We start from the raw sequence: 13,032 nt of genomic DNA on the forward strand, positions 1-13,032 counted from the left end.
ACCACACCCGAGGGCGTCAGCCTGGGCATGCCCCAGCTGCCCGCGCCCGACTACCCGGACGACGTCCGAGCCCGGCTGGAGCGGGACGCGGCCGAGGTCGTCGCCCGCTACCCCGACTCCCGCTCGGCCCTGCTGCCGCTGCTGCACCTCGTGCAGTCGGAGGAGGGCCACGTCACCCGCACCGGCATGCAGTTCTGCGCCGACGTCCTCGGCCTGACCACGGCCGAGGTCACCGCGGTCGCCACCTTCTACACCATGTACCGGCGCAAGCCGAGCGGCGACTACCAGGTGGGCGTCTGCACCAACACCCTGTGCGCGGTGATGGGCGGCGACGCGATCTTCGAGTCCCTCCAGGAGCACCTGGGCGTCGGCAACGGCGAGACCACCGACGACGGCAAGGTCACCCTGGAGCACATCGAGTGCAACGCGGCCTGCGACTTCGCGCCGGTCGTGATGGTCAACTGGGAGTTCTTCGACAACCAGACCGTGGACAGCGCGAAGCAGCTCGTCGACGACCTGCGCGCGGGAGTGCAGGTCGAGCCCACCCGCGGCGCCCCCCTGTGCACGTTCAAGGAGACCGCCCGGATCCTGGCGGGGTTCCCCGACGAGCGCGAGGGAGCGGTCGAGGCGAGCGGCAGCGCGGGACCGGCCTCGCTGATCGGACTCCGCCTGGCCAAGGGCGAGGCCACGGCGCGCGTGGTGCATCCGCGGGACGGCGGACCCCACGACGAGCCGCAGGACAGGGTGCACGAGCCGTCGCCCACCGAGCACCTCAGCTCGCACGACGCGCCACAGGACACATCGGCCTCCGACCCCGCCCACCCGGCGGGTCCTGTCGCCGAGGAGGGGGAGTGATGACGTTGGCGACCGAACTCAAGGACACCAGCCCCGAGAAGCTGCTCGCACCCGTGCTGTCGGCCTTCTGGGACGAGGACAAGTCCTGGACGCTGGACGTCTACCGGAGGCACGAAGGGTACGAGGGGCTCCGCAAGGCGCTCGCCATGTCACCGGACGACGTGATCGCGTACGTCAAGGAGTCCGGGCTGCGTGGGCGCGGAGGCGCGGGATTCCCGACGGGAATGAAGTGGCAGTTCATTCCGCAGGGTGATGGAAAACCGCACTATCTAGTTGTCAACGCCGACGAATCGGAGCCCGGAACGTGCAAGGACATTCCGCTCCTCTTCGCGAACCCGCATAGCCTCATCGAGGGCATCGTCATCGCCTGCTATGCCATCAGGTCGTCTCATGCCTTCATCTATCTGCGCGGTGAAGTCGTCCCCGTTCTGCGGCGGTTGCACGAGGCCGTCCGTGAGGCCTACGCGGCGGGCTACCTCGGCGAGAACATCCTCGGCAGCGGACTCGACCTCCAACTCACCGTGCACGCCGGCGCGGGCGCGTACATCTGCGGTGAGGAGACCGCACTGCTCGACTCGCTCGAAGGCCGCCGTGGTCAACCGCGGCTGCGTCCCCCCTTCCCTGCTGTCGCGGGCCTCTACGCGTGCCCGACTGTGGTGAACAACGTCGAGTCGATCGCGTCGGTTCCCGCCATTCTGCAAAAAGGCAAGGAATGGTTCAGGTCGATGGGCAGCGAGAAGTCGCCGGGCTTCACGCTGTACTCGCTCAGCGGCCACGTCGCCCAGCCGGGCCAGTACGAGGCCCCGCTCGGCGTCACGCTGCGCCAGCTCCTCGACATGAGCGGCGGCATGCGGCCCGGCCACCGGCTGAAGTTCTGGACGCCGGGCGGCTCCTCCACGCCGATGTTCACCGACGAGCACCTCGACGTCCCCCTCGACTACGAGGGCGTCGGCGCCGCCGGATCGATGCTCGGCACCAAGGCCCTGCAGTGCTTCGACGAGACCACCTGCGTCGTGCGGGCCGTGACCCGCTGGACCGAGTTCTACGCCCACGAGTCCTGCGGCAAGTGCACACCCTGCCGTGAAGGGACGTACTGGCTCGTGCAGTTGCTGCGCGACATCGAGGCCGGCAAGGGCGTCATGTCCGACCTCGACAAGCTGAACGACATCGCCGACAACATCAACGGCAAGTCCTTCTGCGCCCTCGGTGACGGCGCCGCCTCGCCGATCTTTTCCTCCCTGAAGTACTTCCGCGAGGAGTACGAGGAGCACATCACGGGCCGGGGCTGCCCCTTCGACCCGGCCAAGTCCACGGCCTGGGCCGACAAGCGCACGGAGGTGAACGCATGACAGTGACCACCAGCGCTCCCTCCGGGGGCGGTCAGGCGGCGGTCCCGCCGGAGGATCTCGTCTCGCTGACGATCGACGGCGTCGAGATCAGCGTGCCCAAGGGCACCCTGGTCATCCGGGCCGCCGAGCAACTCGGCATCGAGATCCCGCGGTTCTGCGACCACCCCCTCCTCGACCCGGCCGGCGCCTGCCGCCAGTGCATCGTCGAGGTCGAGGGCCAGCGCAAGCCCATGGCGTCCTGCACCATCACCTGCACGGACGGGATGGTCGTCAAGACGCACCTCACCTCGCCCGTCGCCGAGAAGGCCCAGAAGGGTGTGATGGAGCTCCTGCTCATCAACCACCCGCTGGACTGCCCGGTCTGCGACAAGGGCGGCGAGTGCCCCCTGCAGAACCAGGCCATGTCGCACGGCAACGCCGAGTCCCGCTTCGAGGGCAGGAAGCGCACGTACGAGAAGCCCGTGCCGATCTCCACGCAGGTGCTCCTCGACCGCGAGCGGTGCGTGCTGTGCGCCCGGTGCACCCGGTTCTCCAACCAGGTCGCGGGCGACCCGATGATCGAGCTGATCGAGCGGGGCGCGCTCCAGCAGGTCGGCACCGGTGAGGGCGACCCCTTCGAGTCGTACTTCTCCGGGAACACCATCCAGATCTGCCCGGTGGGCGCGCTGACCTCGGCGGCGTACCGCTTCCGCTCCCGCCCCTTCGACCTCGTCTCGTCGCCGTCGGTGTGCGAGCACTGCTCCGGCGGCTGCGCGACGCGTACGGACCACCGGCGCGGCAAGGTCATGCGGCGCCTGGCCGCCCACGACCCCGAGGTCAACGAGGAGTGGATCTGCGACAAGGGGCGGTTCGCGTTCCGGTACGCCCAGCGGCCGGACCGGCTGACGACGCCGCTCGTGCGCGGTGAGTCGGGTGAACTGGAGCCCGCCTCCTGGCCGGAGGCCCTCGCCGCCGCGGCCGAGGGACTGCTGGCCGCCCGGGGGCGTGCCGGTGTCCTGACCGGCGGCCGCCTCACCGTCGAGGACGCTTACGCGTACAGCAAGTTCGCGCGCGTGGCGCTCGACACGAACGACATCGACTTCCGCGCGCGCGTGCACAGCGGCGAGGAGGCCGACTTCCTGGCCGCCCGGGTGGCGGGACACGGACGCGACCTCGACGGTACGGGTGTCACGTACACCGCGCTGGAGAAGGCGCCCGCGGTGCTGCTGGTCGGGTTCGAGGCCGAGGAGGAGGCACCCGGCGTCTTCCTGCGGCTGCGCAAGGCCTGGCGGAAGCACGGGCAGAAGGTGTTCGCGCTGGCCACGCACGCGACCCGGGGCCTGGAGAAGGCCGGAGGCACGCTGCTGCCGGCCGCGCCCGGCACCGAGACCGAGTGGCTGGACGCCCTCGCGAGCCGGGTCGGCCTGGAGGAGGGCGGGGCGAAGGCCGCGGAGGCGCTGCGCACCGAGGGCGCGGTGATCGTCGTCGGGGAGCGGCTGGCCGCGGTGGCGGGCGGGTTCACCGCCGCCGTACGGGCCGCGGCCGCGACCGGTGCCGGGCTGGTGTGGATCCCGCGCCGGGCCGGGGAACGCGGGGCGATCGAGGCGGGCGCGATGCCGTCGCTGCTGCCGGGCGGGCGCCCGGCCACCGACCCGCGCGCGCAGGACGAGGTCGCCCGCGTATGGGGCGTCGCCGTCCTCCCGCACCGCTACGGACGTGACACCAGCCAGATCATCGAGGCCGCCGCCGGCGGCAAGATCGACGCGCTGGTGGTGGCGGGCGTGGAGGTCGCCGACCTTCCCGACCCGGCACGCGCGCGTGAAGCGCTCTCCTCGGTCGGCTTCCTGGTGTCCCTTGAGCTGCGGCCCAGCGAGGTCACCGAGCACGCGGACGTGGTGCTCCCCGTCGCGGCGGTCGCCGAGAAGGCGGGCACCTTCGTCAACTGGGAGGGCCGGGTACGCCCCTTCGAGGCAGCCCTCAAGCCCGACCAGATGACCCGCCGCCTGGCGCCCACCGACGGGCGCGTGCTCCAGATGCTGGCCGACGCCATGGACCTCCACCTGGGACTGCCCGATCTGCGCACCACGCGCGCGGAGATCGACCGCCTCGGGACCTGGGACGGTTCACGGGCGAGCGAACCCCTGGAGAGCGCCGGCCAGCTGCCGCGGCCCGCCGCCGGTGAGGCCGTCCTGGCCGGGCACCGGCTGCTGCTCGACCAGGGACGCCTCCAGGACGGCGACGAGGCGCTCGCCGGGACGCGGCACGCCGCACGCGCGCGCGTGTCGGCCGCCACGGCCGCCGAGGCGGGCGTCAAGGACGGTGACGTCCTCGCGGTGAGGGGCCCGGCGGGGGCCGTGGAATTCCCGCTGCAGATCACCGAGATGCCCGACCGTGTGGTCTGGCTCCCGCTGAACTCCGCCGGAACAGGCGTCGCCTCCGACACCGGGGCGCTGCCCGGCGCACTCGTCCGCATCGGCCCGGCGACCGGAGCCCCCGAGGACCCGAAGGAGGTGGAGGCGTGACTCCGTACCTCGCCGCGGAGGACCTCTCGATGTTCGGCCGCGACCCCTGGTGGCTGGTCGTCATCAAGGCGGTGTTCTGCTTCGCCTTCCTGATGCTGACCGTGCTCTTCTCCATCGTGTGGGAGCGCAAGGTCGTCGCCTGGATGCAGCTGCGCATCGGCCCCAACCGGCACGGCCCCTGGGGCATGCTCCAGTCGCTCGCCGACGGCATCAAGCTGATGCTCAAGGAAGACCTCATCGTCAAACGCGCGGACAAGGTGGTCTACGTCCTCGCACCGATCGTCGCGGCCATCCCGGCCTTCATGGCGATCGCGGTGATCCCCTTCGGACCGGCCGGCAACGAGATCTCGATCTTCGGCCAGCGCACCACGATGCAGCTCACGGACCTGCCGATCGCGATGCTCTACATCCTCGCGGTCGCCTCGGTGGGCATCTACGGCATCGTGCTGGCGGGCTGGAGCTCCGGATCGACCTACCCGCTGCTCGGCGGTCTGCGCTCCTGCGCGCAGATGATCTCGTACGAGATCGCCATGGGCGCCGCCTTCGCCTCCGTGTTCCTCTACTCGGGGTCGATGTCGACGTCGGCGATCGTCGAGGCGCAGCAGGACCGCTGGTACATCATCCTGTTGCCGGTCTCGTTCGTGATCTACATCGTGACCATGGTCGGCGAGACCAACCGCGCCCCCTTCGACATGCCGGAGTCCGAGGGCGACCTGGTCGGCGGCTTCAACACCGAGTACTCGTCGATCAAGTTCGCGATGTTCATGCTGGCCGAGTACGTGAACATGGTGACGGTCTCGGCCGTGTCCGTGACGCTCTTCCTCGGCGGCTGGCGGGCGCCCTGGCCGATCAGCACCTTCTGGGAGGGCGCCAACCACGGCTGGTGGCCGCTGCTCTGGTTCGTGGTGAAGGTGCAGCTGCTGCTGTTCTTCTTCATCTGGCTGCGCGGCACGCTCCCGCGCGTCCGCTACGACCAGCTGATGAAGCTCGGCTGGAAGGTCCTCATCCCGGTCTCCGTGGTCTGGCTGATGCTGGTCGCGACCGTGCGGACCCTGCGCAACGAGAACTACGACTTCTCCGAGATCGCGCTGTACGTCGGCGGAGCAGTCCTCGTCCTGCTGCTGCTCTCGTTCGTCGCGGACATGTTCCGCGGCCGGGCCGAGGAGCGGGAGAAGCCCGCCGAACCCGCCGCGTTCGACCCCATGGCCGGCGGATTCCCCGTACCGCCCCTGCCCGGACAGACCCTGCCGCCGGTGCCGCGCAGGCGCCCGCGCCGCGAGCGGGAGCTGATTGTCAGTGGTGGGTCCGATACTGACAGTGACGGATCTTCGAGTGGAAAGGAGGCGTCCGATGGCTGATGAGCCGAAGGAGACCAAGCCCGGTTTCCAGAACCCCGTCGCCGGCTTCGGCGTGACCTTCAAGGCCATGTTCAAGAAGCGGCTGACCGAGCAGTACCCGGAGCAGCAGAAGACCACCGCACCGCGGTTCCACGGCCGGCACCAGCTCAACCGCCATCCGGACGGCCTGGAGAAGTGCGTCGGCTGCGAGCTGTGCGCCTGGGCCTGTCCCGCCGACGCGATCTACGTGGAGGGCGCGGACAACACCGACGAGGAGCGCTACTCGCCGGGTGAGCGGTACGGCCGCGTCTACCAGATCAACTACGCCCGCTGCATCCTGTGCGGCCTGTGCATCGAGGCGTGCCCCACGCGCGCGCTGACGATGACGAACGAGTTCGAGCTGGCCGACTCCAGCCGGGCCAACCTCATCTACACCAAGGAACAACTGCTCGCCGGCCTCGAAGAAGGCATGGTGGACTCGCCGCACGCGATCTACCCCGGCATGGACGAGCAGGACTACTACCGGGGGCTCGTCACCGAGGCGGCGCCCGGTACGGAGCGTCAGGTCGCCCTCTCCAAGGGCGAGGTCCCGCAGGAGGGGGCCTCCACCTTCGGTGAGGACGAGCCGGCGTCGAAGAAGGTGATCGGCCGATGACCGCGCAGCTCGCCGCGTACACGACCTCCACCGGTGAGGCCTTCCAGTTCTGGGTGCTCGGCACCATCGCCGTGATCGGCGCCCTGTGCACCGTCTTCATGAAGAAGGCCGTGCACAGCGCGCTGTGCCTGGCCGGCACCATGATCGTCCTGGCGGTGTTCTACCTCGCCAACGGCGCCTACTTCCTGGGCATCGTGCAGATCGTCGTCTACACCGGCGCGATCATGATGCTGTTCCTGTTCGTGGTGATGCTTGTCGGCGTCACGGCGGCGGACTCCTTGAAAGAGACCATCAAGGGCCAGCGCTGGCTGGCCCTTCTCTGCGGCCTCGGCTTCGGCATCCTGCTGATCGCGGGCATCGGCAACGCCGCGCTGAAGGAGTTCAACGGCCTGGGCCAGGCCAACGCGAACGGCAACGTGGAGGGCCTCGCCGCCCTCATCTTCACCAAGTACGTGTTCGCCTTCGAGCTCACCGGCGCCCTGCTCATCACGGCCGCCGTCGGCGCCATGGTGCTCACCCACCGCGAGCGCACCGAGCGCGCCAAGACCCAGCGCGAGCTGGCCGAGCAGCGTGTCCGCGAGGGCAAGCACGTACCGCCGCTGCCGGCGCCCGGCGTGTACGCGCGGCACAACGCGGTGGACATCGCGGGCCTCCTCCCGGACGGCACCCCGTCCGACCTCACCGTCAGCAAGACGCTGCGGGACCGCGGTCAGGTCCGTGACGTGTCGACGGAGGCGCTCAAGGACCTCAAGGCCCTGGAGCAGCGCGCCGAGGACCGCCTGGAGCGCTCGAACAGCGGAGGCTCGAACAGCGGGGAGGGGTCGAAGTGAATCCCGTCAACTACCTGTATCTGGCCGCCCTGTTGTTCACGATCGGCGCGACCGGCGTGCTGATCAGGCGGAACGCGATCGTGGTGTTCATGTGCGTCGAGCTGATGCTCAACGCCTGCAACCTCGCGTTCGTCGCCTTCTCCCGGATGCACGGCAACCTCGACGGCCAGATCATCGCGTTCTTCACGATGGTCGTCGCCGCGGCGGAGGTCGTGGTCGGGCTCGCGATCATCGTGTCGGTGTTCCGTGCCCGCCACTCGGCCTCGGTCGACGACGCCAGCCTGATGAAGCTGTAAGGGGTCGGAAGAATCGTGGAGAACCTGATTGCGCTGCTGGTGGCGGCGCCCCTGCTCGGAGCGGCCGTCCTGCTGTGCGGCGGCCGGCGCCTCGACGCCGTCGGTCACCTGATCGGCACGGCTCTCGCGGCCGTCTCCTTCGTCCTCGGTGTCGTCCTCTTCGCCGACATGCTGGGCAAGGACCCCGAACACCGCACTCTGATGCAGCACCTGTTCAGCTGGATCCCGGTCGAGGGCTTCCAGGCGGACGTCGCCTTCCAGCTCGACCAGCTGTCGATGACGTTCGTCCTGCTCATCACCGGAGTCGGCTCCCTCATCCACGTGTACTCGATCGGGTACATGGAGCACGACGAGCGCAGGCGCCGCTTCTTCGGCTATCTGAACCTGTTCCTCGCGGCGATGCTGCTGCTCGTCCTCGCCGACAACTACCTGCTGCTGTACGTCGGCTGGGAGGGCGTCGGTCTCGCCTCCTACCTGCTGATCGGCTTCTGGCAGCACAAGCCCAGCGCCGCCACGGCCGCGAAGAAGGCCTTCCTGGTCAACCGCGTCGGCGACATGGGTCTGTCCATCGCCATCATGCTGATGTTCACCACCTTCGGGACCTTCGCCTTCGGGCCGGTCCTGGAGGCCACCGGTGACACCGGCGAGGGCAAGCTCACCGCCATCGGTCTGATGCTGCTGCTCGCCGCCTGCGGCAAGTCCGCCCAGGTGCCGCTGCAGTCCTGGCTCGGGGACGCGATGGAGGGCCCGACCCCGGTCTCGGCCCTCATCCACGCCGCGACCATGGTGACCGCCGGCGTCTACCTGATCGTCCGCTCCGCGGACATCTTCAACGCCGCGCCGGACGCGCAACTGGTGGTCACCGTGGTCGGTGCCGTCACGCTCCTGTTCGGTGCGATCGTCGGTTGCGCGAAGGACGACATCAAGAAGGCGCTGGCCGGGTCGACCATGTCGCAGATCGGCTACATGGTGCTGGCCGCGGGCCTCGGCCCCATCGGCTACGCCTTCGCGATCATGCACCTGGTGACGCACGGCTTCTTCAAGGCCGGGCTGTTCCTCGGCGCCGGTTCGGTCATGCACGGCATGAACGACGAGGTCGACATGAGGAAGTACGGCGGCCTCCGCAAGTACATGCCGGTCACCTTCGTGACGTTCGGCCTCGGCTACCTCGCCATCATCGGCTTCCCCGGCCTGTCCGGCTTCTTCTCCAAGGACAAGATCATCGAGGCGGCGTTCGCCAAGGGCGGCACCGAGGGCTGGATCCTCGGCTCAGTGGCCCTCCTGGGCGCGGCCATCACCGCCTTCTACATGACGCGCGTGATGCTGATGACGTTCTTCGGGGAGGAGCGCTGGCGCCACGCCCCCACACCGTCCCCGGCCGAGCCCGACGTGGAGCCCGCTGCCGAGACCCGCGGCGTTCACGCTGAACCCCACCCGCACGAGTCGCCCAAGGTCATGACGATCCCTATGATCGTACTGGCCTTCGGGTCGGTCTTCGCGGGCGCGTTCTTCGGCATCGGTGAACGGTTCGTGCACTGGCTGGAGCCGGTCACCGAGTTCGAGCACGGACACCCGCCGATCAGCGCCCTGGCCATCACGCTCTCCACGGTGGCCGTGATGGTCCTGGGCGTCGGCCTCGCCTACGTCCAGTACGGGCGCCGTCCCGTCCCGGTCGTCGCCCCGCGCGGGTCCCTGCTCACCCGGGCCGCCCGGCGCGACCTCCTCCAGGACGACTTCAACCACGTCGTCCTGGTCCGCGGCGGCGAACACCTCACGCGCTCCCTGGTCTACGTCGACCACACGCTGGTCGACGGCGTCGTCAACGGCACGGCGGCCACGATGGGCGGCCTCTCCGGACGGCTGCGCAGGCTGCAGAACGGCTTCGCGCGGTCGTACGCGGTCTCGATGTTCGGCGGTGCGGCGGTCCTCATCGCCGTGACCCTGCTGATGAGGGCGGTCTGATACCGATGTCCTTTCCTCTGCTGACAGCGACGGCGGCGCTCCCCGCCCTCGGGGCGATCGCCACGGCCGCAGTACCGGCCGCCCGGCGTACGGCCGCGAAATGGCTGGCGCTGATCGTCTCGCTGGCCACACTCGCCCTCGCCGTGACCGTGCTCGTGCGCTTCGACCCGGACGGCGACCGCTACCAGCTCACCGAGTCCCACGCCTGGATCAAGGACTTCGGGGTGCGGTACGAGCTGGGCGTGGACGGCATCGCGGTCGCGCTGATCGCGCTCACGGCCCTGCTGATCCCGTTCATCATCCTCGCGGGCTGGCACGACGCCGACCCGCTGGAGACGGGCAGCAGGCGGTGGCGGCCCACGCAGGGCTTCTTCGCCCTGATTCTGGCCGTCGAGGCGATGGTGATCATCTCCTTCGAGGCCACCGACGTCTTCCTCTTCTACATCTTCTTCGAAGCCATGCTCATCCCGATGTACTTCCTCATCGGAGGCTTCGGGGACCGCGCCCATGAGCACGGCGAGGAGACGGCGGCCACCCAACGGTCGTACGCGGCCGTGAAGTTCCTCCTCTACAACCTGGTCGGCGGCCTCATCATGCTGGCCGCGGTGATCGGCCTGTACGTGGTCGCCGGGAACTTCTCGCTCACGGAGATCGCCGAGGCCCGCGCCAACGGCTCGCTGGACATGGCGACCAGCACCGAGCGGTGGCTGTTCCTCGGTTTCTTCTTCGCGTTCGCGGTGAAGGCGCCCCTGTGGCCACTGCACACCTGGCTGCCGAACGCGATGGGGGAGGCCACCGCCCCGGTCGCCGTGCTGATCACCGCGGTCGTCGACAAGGTGGGCACCTTCGCGATGCTGCGCTTCTGCCTCCAGCTGTTCCCCGAGGCCAGCAAGTGGGCGACGCCCGCGATCCTCGTCCTCGCTCTCATCAGCATCATCTACGGGGCGCTGCTCGCCGTCGGCCAGCGCGACATCAAGCGCCTGGTGGCGTACGCGTCGATCTCGCACTTCGGCTTCATCATCATGGGCATCTTCGCGATGACCAGCCAGGGCCAGTCGGGCGCCACGCTCTACATGGTCAACCACGGGATCTCGACCGCCGCGCTGATGCTGGTGGCGGGCTTCCTGATCTCGCGGCGCGGCTCGCGGCTCATCGCCGACTACGGAGGCGTCCAGAAAGTCGCCCCGGTGCTCGCCGGCACCTTCCTGATCGGCGGTCTCGCGACCCTCTCCCTGCCCGGGCTCGCCCCGTTCGTCAGCGAGTTCCTGGTCCTCGTCGGCACGTTCGCGCGCTACCCGGTGATCGGGATCATCGCCACCTTCGGCATCGTCCTCGCCGCCCTCTACACCCTCGTCCTCTACCAGAGGACGATGACGGGCCCGGTGAAGCCCGAGGTGGCGAAGATGCCCGACCTCAGGGTGCGGGAGCTCGTGGTGGTCGCCCCGCTGGTCGTACTGCTGATCTTCCTGGGTGTCTACCCGAAGCCGGTCACCGACATCGTCGACCCGGCGGTGAAGCAGACCATGTCCGACGTCCAGAAGAAGGACCCCCAGCCCGAGGTGGAGGCGGCCAAGTGAGCGCATCAGCCGTCCACAGCCTGTGGACAATGGCGGCCGATCCGATCGAGAAGATCGACGCGCCGAAGATCGAGTACGGGCAGTTGTCGCCCACCCTGATCGTCATCGGGGCGGCGATCGTCGGGGTGCTGATCGAGGCCTTCGTGCCGCGCAAGTCCCGCTACTACGCCCAGGTGTTCGTGGCCGTCGTCGCACTGGCCGCCTCCTTCGCGGCCGTGATCGGCCTGGCGGCCGGCGGATACGGCACCACGAAGGCCGGCATCGCCGCGATGGGCGCCATCGCCGTCGACGGACCGGCCCTGTTCCTGCAGGGCACGATCCTGCTGGCCGGACTGCTCGGCGTGTTCACCTTCGCCGAGCGGCGCCTCGACCCGGCGGCGCACGGCAAGCGGGTCGACTCGTTCGCCGCGCAGGCCGCCTCCGTGCCCGGCAGCGACAGCGAGAAGGCCGCGGTGAAGGCCGGGTTCACCACCACCGAGGTGTTCCCGCTGCTGCTCTTCGCGATCGGCGGCATGCTGATCTTCCCGGCGGCGAACGACCTGCTGACCCTGTTCGTCGCCCTCGAGGTCTTCTCGCTGCCTCTGTACCTGCTGTGCGCCGTGGCCCGCCGCAAGCGGCTCATGTCGCAGGAGGCCGCGGTCAAGTACTTCCTGCTGGGCGCCTTCGCCTCCGCGTTCACCCTCTTCGGCATCGCGCTGCTGTACGGGTACGCGGGCTCGGTGTCGTACGCGACGATCGCCCAGGTCGTCGACGGCACCGTCCAGGACGTCAACCCGGCGCTCGCCGACACCATGGGCAACGACGCGCTGCTGCTCATCGGCGCCGCGATGGTCGTCATGGGCCTGCTGTTCAAGGTGGGCGCGGTGCCGTTCCACATGTGGACGCCCGACGTCTACCAGGGCGCGCCGACCCCGGTCACCGGCTTCATGGCGGCGGCGACCAAGGTGGCGGCCTTCGGCGCCCTGCTCAGGCTTCTCTACGTCGTCCTGCCCGGCCTGCGCTGGGACTGGCGGCCGGTCATGTGGGCCGTCGCGATCGTCACCATGCTGGGCGGCGCCATCGTCGCGATCACGCAGACCGACATCAAACGACTTCTGGCGTACTCGTCGATCGCGCACGCGGGATTCATCCTCGCGGGTGTCATCGCGACCTCGCCGGACGGCGTCTCGTCGGTGCTGTTCTACCTGGGCGCCTACTCGTTCGTGACGATCGGCGCCTTCGCGGTCGTCACCCTCGTACGGGACGCGGGCGGCGAGGCCACCCACCTGTCCAAGTGGGCCGGGCTGGGGCGCAGGTCCCCGTTGGTGGCGGCCGTGTTCGCGGTGTTCCTGCTGGCCTTCGCGGGCATTCCGCTGACCTCCGGGTTCGCGGGTAAGTTCGCCGTGTTCAAGGCGGCGGCCGAGAGCGGGGCGGGAGCGCTCGTCGTGATCGGTGTGATCTCGTCGGCCATCGCGGCGTTCTTCTACATCCGCGTGATCGTGCTCATGTTCTTCAGCGAGCCACGCCCCGAGGGGCCGACGGTCGCCGTCCCCTCGCCGCTGACCATGACGGCGATCGGGGTGGGTGTGGCGGTCACGCTCGTGCTCGGTGTGGCGCCGCAGTACTTCCTGGATCTGGCGGGGCAGGCGGGAGTGTTCGTGCGGTGACGCTCCGCTGAGCGGCCCGGACAC

At 69.3% G+C, this 13,032-nt stretch carries 10 protein-coding genes; all 10 read left to right on the forward strand.

Going from position 1 to position 13,032, the window contains the following annotated elements:
* Positions 1-27 precede the first annotated feature (27 nt).
* Genes nuoE through nuoN form a run of 10 tightly spaced genes read left to right on the forward strand, consistent with a single transcriptional unit; the run spans position 28 to position 13,008 of the window.
* Complete coding sequence (nuoE, locus tag ACZ49J_RS20610; protein ID WP_467450220.1) at positions 28-855, forward strand: NADH-quinone oxidoreductase subunit NuoE; 828 nt, start codon at positions 28-30, stop codon at positions 853-855.
* A complete protein-coding gene (gene nuoF, locus ACZ49J_RS20615) occupies positions 855-2,204 on the forward strand; it encodes an NADH-quinone oxidoreductase subunit NuoF (RefSeq protein ID WP_467449843.1) in 1,350 nt (449 codons plus the stop codon). The genes nuoE and nuoF overlap by 1 nt, the downstream gene beginning before the upstream one ends.
* The gene (locus tag ACZ49J_RS20620; RefSeq protein ID WP_467449844.1) at positions 2,201-4,705 is read left to right on the forward strand and encodes an NADH-quinone oxidoreductase subunit G; all 2,505 of its coding nucleotides are present in this window, start codon (positions 2,201-2,203) and stop codon (positions 4,703-4,705) included. Before nuoF ends, ACZ49J_RS20620 begins: the two co-directional genes overlap by 4 nt.
* Positions 4,702-6,063 (forward strand): NADH-quinone oxidoreductase subunit NuoH, encoded by a 1,362-nt coding sequence (gene nuoH / locus ACZ49J_RS20625; RefSeq protein WP_467449846.1) that lies wholly within the window; start codon positions 4,702-4,704, stop codon positions 6,061-6,063. Before ACZ49J_RS20620 ends, nuoH begins: the two co-directional genes overlap by 4 nt.
* Positions 6,056-6,697: an NADH-quinone oxidoreductase subunit NuoI gene (gene nuoI, locus ACZ49J_RS20630; protein WP_467449848.1), complete on the forward strand. Its 642-nt coding sequence runs from the start codon at positions 6,056-6,058 to the stop codon at positions 6,695-6,697. Before nuoH ends, nuoI begins: the two co-directional genes overlap by 8 nt.
* Complete coding sequence (locus ACZ49J_RS20635; protein ID WP_467449850.1) at positions 6,694-7,527, forward strand: NADH-quinone oxidoreductase subunit J; 834 nt, start codon at positions 6,694-6,696, stop codon at positions 7,525-7,527. Before nuoI ends, ACZ49J_RS20635 begins: the two co-directional genes overlap by 4 nt.
* Positions 7,524-7,823 carry an NADH-quinone oxidoreductase subunit NuoK gene (gene nuoK / locus ACZ49J_RS20640; RefSeq protein ID WP_067240510.1) on the forward strand — a complete coding sequence of 100 codons (300 nt, stop codon included), beginning with the start codon at positions 7,524-7,526 and terminating at the stop codon, positions 7,821-7,823. The genes ACZ49J_RS20635 and nuoK overlap by 4 nt, the downstream gene beginning before the upstream one ends.
* Before the next feature lie 15 nt (positions 7,824-7,838).
* Entirely contained in the window at positions 7,839-9,785 is a 1,947-nt protein-coding gene (gene nuoL / locus ACZ49J_RS20645) for an NADH-quinone oxidoreductase subunit L (RefSeq protein WP_467449852.1), read from the forward strand.
* A gap of 5 nt (positions 9,786-9,790) precedes the next feature.
* On the forward strand, positions 9,791-11,362 hold the full coding sequence (locus ACZ49J_RS20650) for an NADH-quinone oxidoreductase subunit M (protein WP_467449854.1): 1,572 nt from the start codon (positions 9,791-9,793) through the stop codon (positions 11,360-11,362).
* The gene (nuoN, locus tag ACZ49J_RS20655; protein ID WP_467449856.1) at positions 11,359-13,008 is read left to right on the forward strand and encodes an NADH-quinone oxidoreductase subunit NuoN; all 1,650 of its coding nucleotides are present in this window, start codon (positions 11,359-11,361) and stop codon (positions 13,006-13,008) included. The genes ACZ49J_RS20650 and nuoN overlap by 4 nt, the downstream gene beginning before the upstream one ends.
* Positions 13,009-13,032 lie beyond the last annotated feature (24 nt).

This window comes from Streptomyces sp. NPDC030840 (genome assembly GCF_055572015.1).

Bases quoted from the DNA above. Each gene is read 5' to 3' on its own strand.
- ACZ49J_RS20650 (WP_467449854.1), top strand. From the start codon at position 9,791: ATGTCCTTTCCTCTGCTGACAGCGACGGCGGCGCTCCCCGCCCTCGGG.
- nuoF (WP_467449843.1), top strand. From the start codon at position 855: ATGACGTTGGCGACCGAACTCAAGGACACCAGCCCCGAGAAGCTGCTC.
- nuoI (WP_467449848.1), top strand. From the start codon at position 6,056: ATGGCTGATGAGCCGAAGGAGACCAAGCCCGGTTTCCAGAACCCCGTC.
- ACZ49J_RS20620 (WP_467449844.1), top strand. From the start codon at position 2,201: ATGACAGTGACCACCAGCGCTCCCTCCGGGGGCGGTCAGGCGGCGGTC.
- ACZ49J_RS20635 (WP_467449850.1), top strand. From the start codon at position 6,694: ATGACCGCGCAGCTCGCCGCGTACACGACCTCCACCGGTGAGGCCTTC.
- nuoE (WP_467450220.1), top strand. From the start codon at position 28: ATGCCCCAGCTGCCCGCGCCCGACTACCCGGACGACGTCCGAGCCCGG.